Below are 15523 nucleotides of genomic sequence, written 5' to 3' on the forward strand. Positions count from 1 at the left end.
ACATTGATACAAAATGGATGGGGCTGTTTCAACTAAAGAGTGATCACGTGAAAATTATAAGCTTTTTGCCCGAAAATATTGATGTCTCAGTGAGTCAAAAGGATCATTCCGTTTTGGACGTGGCCTTGCGGGCGAAGGTGGCGCTGAACCACACCTGTGGCGGAAACGCGACCTGCGGAACTTGCCGGGTTTTTGTGGTGAAGGGACTGGAAAAACTGCCTGAGCGCAACGAGCTGGAACAGGAGATGGCCGAAGACCGGGGCTTTCAGCCTTTCGAGCGTCTGGCCTGCCAGATTGAGCCCGTGGATGGGCTCACCGTCGAAGTTCCGTTGTCAGGGGATTAAGGGCGAACGTAGAACGGATTGGTGTAAATCCAGGTGATCCATTTTTTGGCGTCCGGGATTGGCAGCATCGGGCTGACTCGCACCTGCACCCGATAAGTACCCGGCTCTTTGATTTCAAATACCGGTTCTGGATCATTCTTTCTTGCCACCACTTCACCGTCTTTGATGATCATGATTTCAAAAAAGTCCTGAGGCTTCGCAGGCAGAATCACTTTCAGACTCATGTTTTTGCTGAACTTCACTTCCGAGCCCATCATGTGACTGTGATTACCGTCTTCGATGGTGGCTGAAAATCCTTTTGGATCACCCAAAGTGTCCAGCGCGATATAGAAGCTTCCGTTTTTAATCGCATTGAAAATCTTGGTGCGGTCACTGTTGAAACTTCCCGTCAGTTCGGATTTCAGCAGCACGTGATTGCTCATGAATTCAAAGCTGCGTTTGTAGCTTGGGAAGCGGATGAAGTAATTCGCCAGCGGGATCGCACGGGCCGAGGCTTCGGTTCCGGCATAGACCACCACTTTGCGCTGCTGGCTGAGTTTGTTCAAAAGTGCGATTTCATCCGTGGGCTCGGTGTAAAGTCGAACAAATGCCAGACGCGGATTGAATGGATAAATCAGAAGACTCCAGATGGTGGAGATCTTGGACTCACCCCAGGCGCGGTTGATCAGACTTTTCATGTTCAAAAGTTCGAAACCATCAAGGCCTGAAGGAATTTCGCCGGACCAGGAATAACCCGCTTTGTACGGATGAGCCAGGATCGTCAGCGTGTCTTTGCTGGCGCCGGTTTTTTGTGACAGCAAATCGGACAGTTTCACCTGGGCATCACCCAGATTTGCGCCGATACTTTCCTGATTTAAAGAATAGTAAATCAAACGCGAATCCAGATAGCTGTATTTGCCGGCATTAAAGACCAGCAGGTTCCCGTGATAGGATTCAAACGTCGTCGGAATATTGAAGATGTTGTAGTCGGTGAAAAAGATAAAATCCAGGTTGGCAAGTTTCGCTGAAGTGATGACAAAACTTGAAGTGGCCGACCCGCTGGAAAGATCGGTGTGCACATTCAGCACACCTTTATAGTCATACAGATTGCGGGAAGAATGCTGTGAGGTGATCTGTGGTGGCACCACAGCCAGTTCGTACTGATTCAGATAAAATCCGTACAGGAAGAAGGTCACCAGCAAAAAAGAAAGAGTCGCAATTACTTTCATGGTCTTGTGAATTCCAACAGGACAAAGTCAGGAGAGATTTTTCGAATCTCTTTCATCTGCCATTGTTGTTCGGAAATCCACTTTGGTAAACCATTTCTCTCGCGCTTTACTAAATAAAAAACTTTACCCTGCGGCTCGGCTTCAGGAAGCGTGTCAAAGAAGTCGTAACGGCTGATTCCTTTGAGCTTAAACACCGGAACTTTGCTGAAATACCAAAGTGAGGACGCCATTTGATAGCTGCTGGCATAAAGTGGACTCACTTCTTTGGCCACGCTGCTTAATTCCTGGAAGACATAGGGTTCTTCGACTTTGTCACTGAGCTTGCGCAGGGCCGGCGTGAACAAAGTGGCCAGCACAATAGCAACAATCGCACCCCAGAAGATCACATACACCTTTGCCCACTTTTGCACCTTGGGGTGGAACAGCGCCAATGCCAGTACCGCCGGATAGGCGATGATGGGCCAGTTGGCTTCCACCAAAGCGCGGAAGGAAGTGAACAGGAAGAACAGCAATGGGCCCCAGCCGAAATAGAGCAGCCAGCGCAGGTCCTTGGGAACTTTTGCTCGCAAGGCCGCCCAGAAGATCAGCGGGAATACGATCAGGATTTGCCCCAGAATGTAGGAAAGTGTCCATTCCGGATCGTAAGAGCTTTTTTCAAGGCCGTGTTTGATCTGGAATTCAAACGACGCAAAGTCATTTTGATAATTCCACAAAAGAACCGGTGTGCAGAAGATCAATCCTGAAACCAAAGTCAGCAAAACTCCGTTCCAGCGCACATCCTTCCAGCGTTTTTCCACGGTCAGGTACGCCAGCAGACACGGAATGAACAAAACGATGTGATATTTTGAACAGAACCCCAGGCCCAAAGCCACACCCAGCCAGATGTAGCTGGAAAGAGATTTGTTATTGATTGCCTGCAGGGATAGCAAGAGGGCCAGGGACCAGAAGAACATCACCGGCAGATCCGGAGTCACGATCAAAGAGCCAAACCCCAGAAGCGGGGAAAACAGCACCAGATACGTCCACACCTTGATTTTATCAAAGTCGATCCTGTCTTTCAGGATATAGAACCACACGGTCAAAAGACCGTGCCCCAGAATCACTGCCGGCCAGCGGACAGCGTTCATGAAGGGTTCAAGGAAGTGACCAAGATAGAAAAGCCAGGATACTAAAGGCGGATGATCAAAATAACTTAGCTGCAGACGCTGGGCCCAAACCCAGTAGTAGGCTTCGTCAGCACTCAAGGGAATGAGTGCTGACAGAACAAGTTTTATCAGAAGGCTGATCCACCAGATGCGGAATAGATCTTTCAAGACTAGTAGCTCAGACGGATAGGTTTACCAAGGTCACCCGGAATGCCGATTTCTTTTCCGTTCAGAATCAGATTCACGGCGCCACCGTTGGAGAAATTAATCTTCAGACCGCTTTTGCTTTTGAAGGTGTGAACCTGTTCAGCAGAAAGACGGATCTTTTGTGGTTTGCCGTTCGGAGCGGAGTATTCGATCTCGACTGAATCCAAAGCTTCTACGATCAGTTCGACAGGTTTGCCGGATTCTGGTTTCGGAGTCGGCGTTGGTGTCGGGGTTGGTGATGGCGAAGCCACTGGCGTCGGCGACGGAGTTGCCGTCGGAGTCGGGCTTGGAGTCGCCGTTGGTTTCGGCGTTGGTGTCGGTGAAACTGCAGGAGTCGGCGCAGTCGCTGGAGTGGATACAGCCGGAGTCGGAGACGCTGCCGTTGTCGCCGTGGAAGTTACTGGTGCCGCGGGAGTCGGTGTTGTCGTCAGGTTGCCCAAAGGACCCGGAGTGGTGTTTGGTTCCACTTCAGTCAAGGTGCCGCCATCAATGGAAGTGTCGACCACAACCGGAGTTGCGCCTTCCATGGTTTGTGCCACTTCCGCACTTGGAACTTCGGCTTCCTTGGAATACTTGTCGATCATTTTCTTTGTGAACAGAATCAATCCCACCAGAACAATACCCAGACCCAGAATGATGTAGGTTTTGGTGTTCTTGTTTTCTTTCAGGGACTGCATGCCATGATTGGAGCTGGTTGGTGGCGGAGTCTTGCGAATCGGAGTGACGGTGGCTTCCGGAACTGGTGCTGCCGCTGCTGCTGGAGCCGCTGTTTCAGTGGTGCTTTCTGTTGCCGGTTTTGATTCTGTCTCAGGGGTGGAGGCTGCTTTGGGCTCTTCCGTCTGGCGGATGTAGGGCTTCGGTTTTGTGGAGCCCATCTCTTCGTAGAAGACTTCAAGAACCTCATCAGAGTTCAGGTGAAGGAAGTTTGCATAGCTCTGTACAAAGCCGCGCAGGAAGGTTTTCGCCGGCAATTGGGTTTCATCACCCTCTTCGATGGCTTTAAGAACCTTGCTGCTGATTTTCAAAGAAAGACCAATTTCGTGCAGGGAGAGGCCTTTATCCTCGCGTGCTTTCTTTAGAAGTTCTCCGGTCTTTTTCATTAATGTCCCTTTCGAATCAAACTGAGCATTCCCTTGGCTTTGTCGCGGTACTTACCGGTGGGATAATATTTTATCAACTCTTCAAAGCGGGCGACAGATTTCGATTTTTCGCCCAGACGATAGTAGGAAAGCGCACTGTAGTAGTGAGGCTCATCAAAAAGGTTCTTCTGGCAGAACCCGATGGCGCGATCCAGAGCTTCGGCAGCACGACCATAGTCCTTTTCTTCAAAGAACGTACGGCCATAGTAAGTGTTGGCGATGCAGTCGTCCGTTTGCGTGTCCATGACTTTGCCAAAAGCGGTGCGGGCGGCGCCGTACTCTTTTTGGTTGAACTTCACCAGCCCCAGATTGATGTAGGCCTTTTCCGGATTTCCGTAAGTCAGGTCATTGATCACAGTGCGGATTTCTTTTTCGGCGTCAGCGTAACGGCCGGCTTCAATCAGCACGCGGCCCAGATTGTTGCGGGCATCCGAGTAGCGCGGCTCATAATCCAGCGCCTGGCGAAGATGTTTTTCTGCCAGATCAAAACGATCGCGATAGAAATACACCTGACCCAGATTGTTTTGGATGACGGGATTCTTTGGATCCAGCTCCTGCGCTTTCAACAGTTCCTGCAAAGCAAAGGGATAGTTGCCGCTTTCAATGTAAGAGGCACCCAAACGGAGGTGAAGTTCAGCTTTTTGTTTTTCCTGTGCCGAGCGGCTGGCACAACCCAGCATGGTCAGGGCGCACAGAGCGAGAATCCATTTACGCATGCTAAAAAGGTATCATTAGAGGACTAAGAGTCAACCCTGAGTTCCGCAATAGTTTCCACATGATCCGTCTGCGGGAACATCTCGAAAGTCTGCACCCGGTCGAGCTTGTACTTGATGCCCATTTTCTGCGTCTGAGCAAAGAACCAGTTAAGATCCCGCGCCAAAGACACCGGATGGCAGCTGATGTAGATGATCTTGCGTGGCTGGGCGGCGGCGAGGGTCTGCATGGTGTATTCGGAAGCTCCGGCCCGAGGTGGATCCAGGACCACCAGATCGTCTTTACCGATGCTGGCTCGGCGCATGTAGGTTTCCACGTCGGACATGAAGTAGGTCATGCGCTTGTCGGTGATTTTGGAGCGGGCGCGCTCCACGAGCTTCGGATTCAGCTCGACACCAATGATTTCGGATTCGCTGTACTTTGCCGCCAGAGGGAAGGTGAAGTTCCCGGCACCGGCATACAGGTCATAAACTTTTTTGTACGGACCGTCGCCCGCCCAGTCCAAAGCCGTGCGCAGCAGGTCTTCGTTCTGAAAGCGGTTCACTTGAGAAAAACCAATGCCGTCGTCTTCGTCGGTGATCAGGCCATAGCGCACGTCGCCCTCTTCGGCGATGTACATCTCAAGACGCTGAAGATCTTTCGCATTTTTCTTTTCGGCCCAGGCTTTCACCTCGGCAAATTTGTCGGTCAGGGTTTCTTCCGTGATCAGGCAGTCCATCGTTTCCACGATTTGGTGGGAATTGCGCGCAAAGAAACCGAAGCGGCCGTTTTTGAATTTCGGCTGAATGCGGTTGCGATAGCGCAGCACACGCGGACTTGGCTGGATCGGCAGATAATTGAATTCCAGATCGCGGTTGAATTTCCTGATCGTTTCCAGAACCAGCGTGTGTTTTTGACGGCGCTGTTCTTCCTCGGTGATGTGCTGCCAGTTGCAGCCGCCACAAGTGTGCGCCACCGGGCATGGTGGTTCACGGCGATGAGGGCTGGCGGACAGAACCTCCACCACACGGGCTTCCATGAAGTTCTTTTTGACCAGAGTGATCTCGGCCAGAACCTCTTCATTGGGCGCTGCTTGAGGAACGAAGACAACCATGCCCTCGTGTCGTGCGACTCCAGCACCGCCAATGGCGAGTTTTTCTATATTCAATTTGATCTTGGAACCAAGAAGGGGAGCTTTCGCTCCCCTTTGGTTTGATTTCGCAGACATTTAATTATCGCAATTTCAAAATTGGATCTGAAAACGACTATGCGTTGCAGATCTCGTGTTTTTCGAAGAACAAAGCCAATTCACGAGCAGCAGACTCTGGAGAGTCAGAACCGTGAACTGCGTTTTCACCAACGTTGTCGCCGAATTTCGCGCGAACTGTGCCAGCGTTAGCTTTTTTAGGGTCAGTAGCGCCCATGATTTCGCGGTTTTTCAAAACTGCGCCTTCACCTTGAAGACACATCAACATAACCGGACCGGAAGTCATGAAGGACACAAGCTCACCGAAGAATGGACGAGCTTTGTGTTCAGCGTAGAACTCTTCAGCTTTTGCAGTTGTAAGAACGGTGATTTTCGCAGCAGCGATTTTCAAGCCGTTAGCTTCGAACATGCTCACGATATCGCCGATAGCGTTTTTCTTCATGGCATTTGGTTTGATGATAGAGAATGTTTGTTCGATAGACATGATGTCTCCTTGTTTATTAATGACAAACTGTTTTAGTAATCTCAAAGAACCTAGGAGTTTTAACGAATTGAGTGACACATGTCCACTCTTGGTTTCCTTGGTTTGCGGTGTTCACAACCAGTTTTGTCTGAACGGCCAGATCGTGACCTTCGGACGGGGTGGTGAAGTTCTGGTAGGTGATCTGATAGCTTTCGCGGTTCTGCCAAAGATTCAGGGTGAACTCGACATCTTCGGTGGTCATGATCTGGATTTCATCAACACGGCCGGCGAATGCAGGACTGGCTGCCAACAAGGCAAAAACCAATAATTTCTTCATCTTAGATCTCCTGAGTGGCCCTTAAATAGAGGCCGGGAGGGGGCGCTGTCAATGGAAAATTGCCGCAGGGGGCTATGAGCTCTTCTATATTCGAACTGAATCCTGGGATAGCGTTTTTTCCATGATCGAAGTGCCCCACAGCCCGGACCCGGGCCCCCGTCTTTAGAATCTGATCTTGAACGAAAAGCCCAGACTGAGAGGGAAGAAGCTTCCGTCTTCATCATCGCCCCCATTCAGGCACTTCTTCAATGACAGGCACAAGCCTTCTGGCAAAAAGAAACCCATTTCAAAACGGTCCGGGCTTTCCGGGTCGTTGATCGATGAATTGATATTGTCCACGATGTTCAGGGACTGCAGGATGGTTTTTTCCTTTGTGATACCCTCGATGTTGGAAGAACGAATGCGCACACGGCGAACAATGCGTTCTGCGGCGCTGCGGTCGCGTTCGCTCAGATCACGCGGAATATTTCTAAGTGTGAAATGCACAAACGTGTGCCCCCGCTGCATTTCCTGCAGCATGGAAAGATCCGACACACGCACCTGCGCGATGGTGGCTTGTTCACGGCGAACCGCCACGCGGATCATGTTGTTGGATTCCCGCGCACTTGGCAGCAAAAACAGTAAACTGGTGCGACCGCCTCGAACAAATCCCACATTCGAGTCGCGAATGGACCGGGGTGCATTGCGTGATGAATCGATCTCGGCCATAAAGTCCCACTCATCCACGGGAATCGTCATTACCACGACACTGATGGGATTGAGTTCATCAATGGCGCACAGGTCTTCTTCCAGGCGCATAAGGCTGCCGACAAGCTCTTTGGTTTTCTGGCATCCCACGCGATCACGGGTGTCGGCAGCGACCATCAATCCGCGCGCAAATGTTTCCTGCTGAAAATCCAGCGTGTTGGCCTTTGCCCCCAGGGACGTCAGCATCATTGCAAATGTCAGTAACAACTTTGATTGTTTCATCGTTATATCTGTCTGTCCCTAAGGTTAAATGGAGCGCATAAAGCTAAGCGCAAATTCCACGTTCTTTTTAATGGCATCAATTTCTTTCATCTGGGCCGAGTTGATCAGGCTTTCCACATTCTTTTGCACTTCATCGTAAATATCAGACCCCTGGCTTTGTTTGTGCGAGGAAAGGCGCTGAACCTGTTCCCAGTCCTGTTCAGTTGGCAAACCGTAACCATCCGCACCCTTTAGGAAGGCCGCTGGTTGCGAGAACATGTCGCTGATTTCAGTTAGTGCTGACACGATCTCTTTCTGGCGGGTGGTCTCGCCACGTTTGGCGGCTTGTTTTTCTTCTTTGATCACATGCTGGGTCAGATCCGCTTTGATCGCCGCTGTCAGGAAGCGGTGAGCCCCGTTTTCAAGCAGCAGGACTGCGGCCGCTGCTTTTTTACGGGTCTTTCTTTCCAGCTTGTTGATGCGGGAATACAGGCTGCCACGCTGGGACGCTGTCAGGCTCAGCAACTCGCGGAAGTCCTTTTGGCTGACGCCAATAGTGGCTTTCAAAACCTTGAAGCTCAGCTCATAGCGGTCACGGTAAGAATCAAACAGGTAGCCGGTGTTGATGGCCTGAGTGCGGTTGGCAAAAACGGTGTTGTCGGCAATCTTCAGACGCAACAGATCCTTTTCAAGACCAATCGGGGTCTTGGTTTGAAGATAGATCAGCTCTGGACGGAACAAGGATCCTTTCATCAGATTCAGCGATTCCACTGCGCAGTTGTTCGAGGTGAAATAGTAGCGGCCATCATACGACCAGTGTGTTTCAATGGTGCGGGTCACGAACTGACGGATTTCATCCCGGGACAAATTCATTGGCACGCTTCTAAGGTCGCGCAGTTCCGTCTTGGTGTATTCATCAATCACCTGATGCATCGGCACCAGGAACAGGCGTGATGGATAATCCCCGGTCAGACCTTTCAAAGTGTTGATCTGAATGCTGTTCACAAAAGCGCGGTAAGAAAGCACCACGTGCTGATCCAGATCCTTCAGGCAATCAGGACCGACAACTTTTCTTTCCGGGGCACACATCACTAGACGGAACATGGAATGACCCCAGCCGCTCATCATGGCTTCGCCTTCGGCGGCCAAAAGATAATGAACCTGATAGATGCGGCTTGGATCAATGCTGCGAAGAGGACTGTCTTTGCCTTTAAAGTCCGGAATCACATAGTTTAGCGGCACCTGACAGCGACTGTTCGGGAATGGCGTGTGATTGAATTTGGAACGGAACAGGTGATAAAGCGAAGGACGACGGCACGCATAGTCCGGATCCATCAGGAAATATTCCATGTTCACCGGGAAGGATTCAAAGGCGCTGGTCAGTTCATAGATGTCAGGACTGCGATGTTTCATCCACGATTCATCGCTGTCAACAAAACCCGCGATCATTGTGAAATACGGATTTTGGGAATAGCTGCGATACATGTTTTCGTAAGGTCGGCATTCCGGACTTGTCTGGCTGTTTTGGCGATCGTCTTTTTCTTCTTTGCAGATACGGATCATGCGGGCTTCATCCGCATCATGAACATTCAGCTTGTCATAGGCGTGAATGGTTTCGTGAATCACGGTGGCCAGAATTTCGCGATAGAATGTTTTATGACTGCGGTTGGTGCGGGTGGCGTTGCTTTCGCCACGGCGGATTTCCGGGACGGCTTTCAGGTCAATGCGGATCTTGCCCCAGGACAGTTTTCCCATGGCATTGTCGCCGTTTTCTTTCAAGCTTTCAAAACGGACTTCCAACGGCTTTTTGAATTTGGATTTGATTGAAACCGGCAGCAGCTGTTCTGCTTGTTTCAGCAGGATTTGTGCGTTCTGTCTGAATTGTTTGTCAGAAGGTCCGTCAGTCAAAGAGTAGCTGAATGAAGCATGAGCGCTGGAAGCCATCAGCATCGCGGCGACAATCAATCCTGCTTTGTTCATTGGTCTCTCCTTGTTTCAAAATGAGACAAACCTGCCGGGACTTTGGAAAATCCAAGCCCTGCTCTGAAAGCTAATACAAATTCAGTGCCAGACTATGGGGACCTAAGTGATTGATTTGAAAATAAAAAAGGGCCACCTTGCGGCAGCCCTTTTCCAGAGAAGAGGAGGAGATAAAGCGCGAATTACATCTTCAAGATGCCTTCAGCGATCTCAAGATCGGAAGCCTGAAGTTTAGGGTTTTCAGCGCGGATTGCTTCCAAAGCTTTTTGCAGGGAAACACCACGGATCGCACCTTCAGAAGCGATCAAAGTTGCAGCGTCTTCTTTAGCTTCCAAAGCCAATTTCAAAGTCTGACCAGAGATGGAAGCAGACGTCGCTACCACACCACCCGTAGTCATCAAAGGGATCGCCAGCAGGGAATCAACAGTGGAAGTCACAGAAGCAGAGTAAACCTGAGAGATCTCAGTAGCTTGAGCCATAGTAGCGGACAACAACAATGCAACGATAACGGACTTTTTCATGGATACTCCTAAAAAGGGGTTTAATGTGTTTTTGGTTACTGGCTGGGGAGTATTGCAGCAACAGTGCCAAGGTGTCTCAGTACGGGAAATCGCGGATTTGCCGGAAATCCGCGGTAAATACGATGATGGCTTGTGTTTAGAGATTGAACAGCGGACGCCAATAAGCGCCCGCATTCGTTGTGAAAAACAGGATGCTCGCAGATGTTCTGTCAGAGCGTCTGCAGGAACTGAATCAGATTGTACTTGTCTTCAGCAGACAAAATCTCAACGCCGTCTTTGATGAAGATACCTTCGTCGTGACCCATGTTGCCCATGCCGGCGTTTCTTGTGTCGTACAGGTGCTCGCGTGTCTTCCAAGCTTTCGGAGTCTTATCGCCGATCGGATAGCCGCCGCAGGCAAAGTCATAATCCGTGTCTTTGTTCAGCGCTTCGCCGGAATAATAAATCGACGGACGCTTCTTTGCCGGAGTCAGCAGTACACACAGATTCGGGATCGAGTTGTTGTGCATATACGGCCATCTTGCCCAGATGCCCACCAGTGGTGGTGGCACATAACCTTCCTGCGCTTTGATGACGATGCCGTTCTTTTTGGAGATTTCAAGATCATTGAGCTGCTCCAAAGACTTCATGCCCTGACGGCGGAATGGATCCGTGCTGACATTTACCACCGGCGTTTTTTCTTTGTAGCGCACTTCCACGGTTTTCAGGCGTTCGGCGGCGGACAGCACCAGGGCGTGCGGCTGGTTCCAGGCTTTTTCATAGTTACCGTGGCACTTGGCGCAGTTGTTTTTAAAAATCTGCTCGCCAGCTTTGGCGCGGCCCAGATCGATTTTTTCCGCTGGATAGAAATCCGTGATGTGCGGTGCTTCTGAGGCAAACACCGCGGTGGTCAGCTCTTTGATCACGTGATCATTTTCAGCCAGCCAGGTTTCAAGTTCGTGCAAATCGGCGCCACGGCCGATCTCGTTCCAAATCAGGTTGGTGAAGATCGGGTTGCCGCTCAGAACACTTCCGTCGGACAGCCAGCGGTTTTTGTATTTTACGTTCCACCAGACGGCCGGTTTGGAATCCGCAGGCTTGTTGTCCAGATAGGCATCCGCACGCGGGGATCTTGCTGCTTTGTCGCTGTAGTTGGCATAGCCGTCTTTCGCACGACGATTCAGTGACAAACTGACTTGCGCCAGGGATGTATCCAAACCCAGAGCGATGGGCTGTTTCAATTCTACGAACTTCAGGCGCGCCTTGGATTCCACCAACAAAGCGGTTTCCGCATCGGTGGCGCGGGTGTAGGCCTGGAAGATGTGGGGATCCATCAAAGGCATGACCTTCTTGGCCTTGATGAAGAATTCATTCGCGCGGGGGAACCGGTTGGTCATGCCCAGGACGGTTTTACCAAACAGGTTCGATGAATGGCAGGCCGCACAGCTGAATGTGAAGCCTTCGGCGCCGTTTCGTTCAATCAATCCAAAACCCATCAGAGTGTCGGGGCGGATTTCATTGGGATAAGGAACAGCATACACCCCGCGCTCGTTTTCAAGCGGGTACTTGTGCAGGCCGAGGTTTTCTAAAACGTCTTCAAAATTTTTGAAACCGCTGATTCCCTTCATCAGGCTTTGAATCCACTTGCGCAAAGGATTGCTGTTCTTTTCCTCGATCAGGCGGCGCACGGGCTCATAGGGTGGCAACATCCCGGTGACGGTCACCGGATAGACTTGGGCGTGGATCTTTCCCTTATTTTGAGACGTCTGGAAATCGAAATCGTTCCACAAGTAGATGTTAGATCTCCCACCCGGTGGGACGGCCACCCCGGCAGTCCAGTCGGGTTCGGTTTGGGCAAAAGCCGTTGCGGAGATCAGGGTCAGAAGGAAAAAGAACTTCGTCATTCCCGATGCTTACAATGTCGTAAGATTACTAGACAATAATATTCTGTCGTTTGACGGGGAGAGCAGGCCCCCAAAGCTTTTTAAATGGGGCCTTATGAAAAATTGTAATGGTGTGTTCCACAAATCTGGAAGGGAGCACTATCTGCGGACAGGATCTGGTGAAAGAAAAATTCTAAGTTAACATGAAATTGTTAACAGGAGTTTTATGGGTGCCGAGTCCGTTAAAGTGATTAAAGTAGTGCGTTCCTCTTCAACATCGCGAGTTGATTCCGGGGCTGCGCCATTAGCAGACAATATTGCCGAGATCCGTGAAAAAGCCCGTGAATTTTTACTTTCGGCTTTGCAGATGTTAGCACCTGAGGCTCAAGGTATCGGTGTGGATGTCGTGATTGGTGAAAAGACCACCCAGTATGTCGTCAGCTGCCCGAAAGAAGCCATTGGCCGGGTGATCGGTCAAAGAGGTGCCACGATCATGTCCTTGCGCCAGGTTCTGGGAGCGATCATGGGCGCGGCCGGAGCCCGCGCTGTCATCGAAATTCCCTATTATCCAGCCGACAAATAAAAAACCCACAGTGTTTCCATTGTGGGTTTTGAAAAATCCTATTTTGATTTTACCAGGCTGCTTAAGTGGACGTTGTGAGTTCCAGAGTATCCGTTCAAAGTGACTTGAGCGGTGCCGTTGCCAAACACCGAAATCACTTTCCCAGTGTAGGTTCGATCGTAAACGATGCGATCACCAGCGCAAATTCCTTTGGAGCAGGTTACAGCCTTCGTCAAGGTGCTTAAGGAAACAGTGTGAGTTCCGTTATAACCCTCGATCGTGACAAGTGCCTGACCATTGCTAAAGACCTTAATGACCTTGGCCTTCATGGTGAAATCATACATCAACTGATCTCCCGCACAGATGCCGCTGGCACAGTTGATTTTTTTGCTCAAAGAGCTGATCGCCACCGTGTGAGTTCCATTGTAGCCTTCGATTGTGACCAGGGCCTGTCTGTTGTTATAGACTTCAATGACTTTGGCTTCCATGGTGCGGTCGTACATCAGGGAATCACCTGCACAAACACCCTCAAGGCAGCGGGTCGGGCGGGAAATTTCTGAAATACTGATCATATGAGTGCCGGAATAACCCTCGATGGTCACTTGCACTTTGCCGTTGGAATAAACCTTCAAAAGCTTGGCTTTAGAGGTGTTGTTGTACATCACAGAATCGCCGACACAAAGTTCACGCGAACACTGAATTGAATTGGCAAGTTCAGACAGGTTTACGATGTGCATTCCGGAATACCCAGCCAGAGTCACCTGAGCTTTGCCATTGGTGAAAAGTTTTTTGATGGTTGCATCGTATGAATTGCTATAGATCGCCTGACGATTGATGCAGAAGTTCTGATGGCAGTCGACGGACTTGGCAAGTTCACTCAAGTTTACGATGTGCAAACCGGAATAACCATCCAGCACCACGCGTGCTTTTTTGTTCGAGAATACTTCTTTGATTACGCCACTATAGCTGCCAGAGTACAAAATGTTGTGCCCGCCGCACAAGCCATCCAGACACGCGGTTTGGGTGCCAATGTCACGAATGTCAATGTCGTGGGTGCCGCTGTAACCGTCGAGAGTTACACGCACTTTGCCGCCACCTAAAATCTGAACGATGGTGCCGACGTAAGATCCGGAATACACAATCTTTGTGCCTTTGGCGATAGCCTCAGGACGGTTGTTCGGAGCAGACGGCTGGATTTGAACCGGAGTCGAATTGCCCGGTGCGGGAGGCGCCGCAGGGGTCGCCGCAACAGGCTCAATCACCTGTTGCAGGGCCAGGCGTGGTACTTCGCTTGCACCGATGGCGCGCAGGCGGACGTTCGCGGCGCCACCATAGGATTCAGCGACCAGTTCGATGGAGGCCACACGGTCGGACAGGTTCAGATTTTCTGACACCAATGATTCCCAGGTGGAAAGCACGCGGCTGTCCTTGAATTCACGCACGGAAATCTGCTGACCCCGTTCGGTGATAAGGGAAGCGGAATGGATCTTCAGCTTGTTGACCTCGACTACCAGTTCCAGTCGGTTCAGGACGGCAGAGCGCTGCAGATCAATCTTATAAGTTGCGCCACCGGACTTGCGCGACATCGAGGTGATGGAAAGCTCACCCTTATATTCGGTCTGCACAGGCGCTGCGGGTGCCGTCGGTGTTGTTGTGGATTGAGTTTGAGTCGTGTCTTCCGCCGGCGGGGCCGGAGGAATCGTTGGGGTGGTGACGACATCGCCCTCGAATTCGCCCGGGAACGGCAAATCGACGATGATTTCGGCGCGAGCCGTGTTGTGAACCAGCGACAATAAGGCCATAAAAGCAGCCAAACCAGAACGTTTCATAAACTCTCCTAAATTGATCAACGCGAAGCTTGTTACAAGAGGTGTTCCACCGCTTTGCGGGCTTGAAATCAATCAGAGGATGTTTGGGATGGGTCAGGGTGTCTTGAAAATTGACAGGGATCGCAAATGGTCAGCCGGGAAAACAAAAAAACCCACGACATTTCTGCCGTGGGTTTTTGAAAGTTGTATCTAAAAACTTAGAACTACTTTTTCAGCATGGATTGCATAGTCGTACCCATGTCCGCTGGGGAACGGGAGATCTTGCAACCAGCAGCTTCAAGCGCTTTGAACTTCGCTTCCGCTGTGCCTTTGCCGCCGCTGATGATCGCACCGGCGTGACCCATACGTTTACCAGCCGGAGCCGCAGCACCCGCGATGAACGCCGTCACTGGCTTTTTGAAGTGAGCTTTGATGTATTCAGCTGCTTCTTCTTCCGCCGTACCACCAATTTCACCGATCATGATAACGCCGTCAGTGTCTGGATCTTCATTGAACAATTTCAAAACGTCGATGAAGTTTGTGCCATTCACCGGGTCACCACCGATACCCACGCAAGTGGACTGGCCGATACCAAGTGCCGTCAACTGACCAACAGCTTCGTAAGTCAATGTGCCGGAACGGGAAAGAACACCGATACGGCCGGCTTTGTGGATATGACCTGGCATGATACCGATTTTGCATTCACCTGGAGTGATAACGCCCGGGCAGTTAGGACCTACCAAGCGAGTGCGTTTACCCTTCATGTATTCTTTCACTTTCACCATGTCCAGAACTGGAATGCCTTCAGTGATACAGATGACAAGATCCAGATCCGCATCAACTGCTTCCATGATGGAATCAGCTGCGAATGGAGGTGGAACGAAGATCACGGAAGCGTTGCAACCCGTGGCTGCTTTGGCTTCCTTCACAGTGTTGAACACTGGAAGACCGATGTGTGTTGTGCCACCTTTACCCGGAGTCACACCACCAACCATTTTAGTTCCGTATGCCAATGCCTGCTCAGAGTGGAAAGTACCTTGAGCACCAGTGAAACCTTGGCAGATTACTTTTGTGTTTTTGTTAATAAGAATTGCCATGT

At 50.6% G+C, this 15523-nt stretch carries 15 protein-coding genes; 2 read left to right on the forward strand and 13 right to left on the reverse strand.

Features of this window, described 5'->3' with window-relative positions:
• Positions 1–47: 47 nt before the first annotated feature.
• A complete protein-coding gene (locus tag AC04MQ_RS03630) occupies positions 48–344 on the forward strand; it encodes a 2Fe-2S iron-sulfur cluster-binding protein (RefSeq protein WP_041578135.1) in 297 nt (98 codons plus the stop codon).
• Here the strand turns inward: AC04MQ_RS03630 and AC04MQ_RS03635 are convergent.
• From AC04MQ_RS03635 to AC04MQ_RS03685, 11 genes are all read right to left on the reverse strand, one after another.
• On the reverse strand, positions 341–1552 hold the full coding sequence (locus tag AC04MQ_RS03635; RefSeq protein ID WP_015092775.1) for a PHP domain-containing protein: 1212 nt from the start codon (positions 1550–1552) through the stop codon (positions 341–343). The genes AC04MQ_RS03630 and AC04MQ_RS03635 overlap by 4 nt on opposite strands.
• Positions 1549–2865, reverse strand: coding sequence for an ArnT family glycosyltransferase (locus AC04MQ_RS03640; protein ID WP_475391106.1), 1317 nt, complete (start codon positions 2863–2865; stop codon positions 1549–1551). The genes AC04MQ_RS03635 and AC04MQ_RS03640 overlap by 4 nt, the downstream gene beginning before the upstream one ends.
• A gap of 2 nt (positions 2866–2867) precedes the next feature.
• Positions 2868–4004, reverse strand: a complete 1137-nt coding sequence (locus AC04MQ_RS03645; protein WP_475391108.1) for a helix-turn-helix domain-containing protein — start codon at positions 4002–4004, stop codon at positions 2868–2870.
• Positions 4004–4759, reverse strand: a complete 756-nt coding sequence (locus tag AC04MQ_RS03650) for a tetratricopeptide repeat protein (protein WP_475391110.1) — start codon at positions 4757–4759, stop codon at positions 4004–4006. The genes AC04MQ_RS03645 and AC04MQ_RS03650 overlap by 1 nt, the downstream gene beginning before the upstream one ends.
• A 23-nt stretch (positions 4760–4782) precedes the next feature.
• On the reverse strand, positions 4783–5964 hold the full coding sequence (locus AC04MQ_RS03655) for a class I SAM-dependent RNA methyltransferase (RefSeq protein ID WP_475391112.1): 1182 nt from the start codon (positions 5962–5964) through the stop codon (positions 4783–4785).
• A 37-nt stretch (positions 5965–6001) separates the two neighbouring features.
• Positions 6002–6427 carry a nucleoside-diphosphate kinase gene (gene ndk / locus AC04MQ_RS03660; RefSeq protein WP_015092769.1) on the reverse strand — a complete coding sequence of 142 codons (426 nt, stop codon included), beginning with the start codon at positions 6425–6427 and terminating at the stop codon, positions 6002–6004.
• A 16-nt stretch (positions 6428–6443) separates the two neighbouring features.
• On the reverse strand, positions 6444–6743 hold the full coding sequence (locus AC04MQ_RS03665; RefSeq protein ID WP_015092768.1) for a hypothetical protein: 300 nt from the start codon (positions 6741–6743) through the stop codon (positions 6444–6446).
• Between the two features lie 162 nt (positions 6744–6905).
• Entirely contained in the window at positions 6906–7712 is an 807-nt protein-coding gene (locus tag AC04MQ_RS03670; RefSeq protein ID WP_475391115.1) for a hypothetical protein, read from the reverse strand.
• A 24-nt stretch (positions 7713–7736) separates the two neighbouring features.
• Positions 7737–9671, reverse strand: a complete 1935-nt coding sequence (locus tag AC04MQ_RS03675; protein WP_475391117.1) for a DUF7844 domain-containing protein — start codon at positions 9669–9671, stop codon at positions 7737–7739.
• A gap of 182 nt (positions 9672–9853) precedes the next feature.
• Positions 9854–10192, reverse strand: a complete 339-nt coding sequence (locus tag AC04MQ_RS03680) for a DUF2388 domain-containing protein (RefSeq protein ID WP_475391119.1) — start codon at positions 10190–10192, stop codon at positions 9854–9856.
• A 209-nt stretch (positions 10193–10401) separates the two neighbouring features.
• Entirely contained in the window at positions 10402–12075 is a 1674-nt protein-coding gene (locus tag AC04MQ_RS03685; RefSeq protein ID WP_475391121.1) for a c-type cytochrome, read from the reverse strand.
• A 205-nt stretch (positions 12076–12280) separates the two neighbouring features.
• On the opposite strand from AC04MQ_RS03685, the gene AC04MQ_RS03690 reads away from it, so the two are divergent.
• The gene (locus tag AC04MQ_RS03690; protein ID WP_041578129.1) at positions 12281–12637 is read left to right on the forward strand and encodes a KH domain-containing protein; all 357 of its coding nucleotides are present in this window, start codon (positions 12281–12283) and stop codon (positions 12635–12637) included.
• Between the two features lie 38 nt (positions 12638–12675).
• Here the strand turns inward: AC04MQ_RS03690 and AC04MQ_RS03695 are convergent, their stop codons facing one another.
• Together AC04MQ_RS03695 and sucD are read right to left on the reverse strand one after the other, a co-directional pair.
• The gene (locus AC04MQ_RS03695) at positions 12676–14445 is read right to left on the reverse strand and encodes a beta-sandwich domain-containing protein (RefSeq protein ID WP_475391123.1); all 1770 of its coding nucleotides are present in this window, start codon (positions 14443–14445) and stop codon (positions 12676–12678) included.
• Positions 14446–14648: 203 nt separating this feature from the next.
• Positions 14649–15521: a succinate--CoA ligase subunit alpha gene (gene sucD, locus AC04MQ_RS03700; RefSeq protein WP_015092761.1), complete on the reverse strand. Its 873-nt coding sequence runs from the start codon at positions 15519–15521 to the stop codon at positions 14649–14651.
• Between the last annotated feature and the right edge of the window lie 2 nt (positions 15522–15523).

Source organism: Bdellovibrio sp. MYbb2 (genome assembly GCF_056175685.1).

Bases quoted from the DNA above. Each gene is read 5' to 3' on its own strand.
- AC04MQ_RS03635 (WP_015092775.1), bottom strand. From the start codon at position 1,552: ATGAAAGTAATTGCGACTCTTTCTTTTTTGCTGGTGACCTTCTTCCTG.
- AC04MQ_RS03645 (WP_475391108.1), bottom strand. From the start codon at position 4,004: ATGAAAAAGACCGGAGAACTTCTAAAGAAAGCACGCGAGGATAAAGGC.
- AC04MQ_RS03650 (WP_475391110.1), bottom strand. From the start codon at position 4,759: ATGCGTAAATGGATTCTCGCTCTGTGCGCCCTGACCATGCTGGGTTGT.
- AC04MQ_RS03655 (WP_475391112.1), bottom strand. From the start codon at position 5,964: ATGTCTGCGAAATCAAACCAAAGGGGAGCGAAAGCTCCCCTTCTTGGT.
- ndk (WP_015092769.1), bottom strand. From the start codon at position 6,427: ATGTCTATCGAACAAACATTCTCTATCATCAAACCAAATGCCATGAAG.
- AC04MQ_RS03665 (WP_015092768.1), bottom strand. From the start codon at position 6,743: ATGAAGAAATTATTGGTTTTTGCCTTGTTGGCAGCCAGTCCTGCATTC.
- AC04MQ_RS03670 (WP_475391115.1), bottom strand. From the start codon at position 7,712: ATGAAACAATCAAAGTTGTTACTGACATTTGCAATGATGCTGACGTCC.
- AC04MQ_RS03675 (WP_475391117.1), bottom strand. From the start codon at position 9,671: ATGAACAAAGCAGGATTGATTGTCGCCGCGATGCTGATGGCTTCCAGC.
- AC04MQ_RS03680 (WP_475391119.1), bottom strand. From the start codon at position 10,192: ATGAAAAAGTCCGTTATCGTTGCATTGTTGTTGTCCGCTACTATGGCT.
- AC04MQ_RS03685 (WP_475391121.1), bottom strand. From the start codon at position 12,075: ATGACGAAGTTCTTTTTCCTTCTGACCCTGATCTCCGCAACGGCTTTT.
- AC04MQ_RS03690 (WP_041578129.1), top strand. From the start codon at position 12,281: ATGGGTGCCGAGTCCGTTAAAGTGATTAAAGTAGTGCGTTCCTCTTCA.
- AC04MQ_RS03695 (WP_475391123.1), bottom strand. From the start codon at position 14,445: ATGAAACGTTCTGGTTTGGCTGCTTTTATGGCCTTATTGTCGCTGGTT.
- sucD (WP_015092761.1), bottom strand. From the start codon at position 15,521: ATGGCAATTCTTATTAACAAAAACACAAAAGTAATCTGCCAAGGTTTC.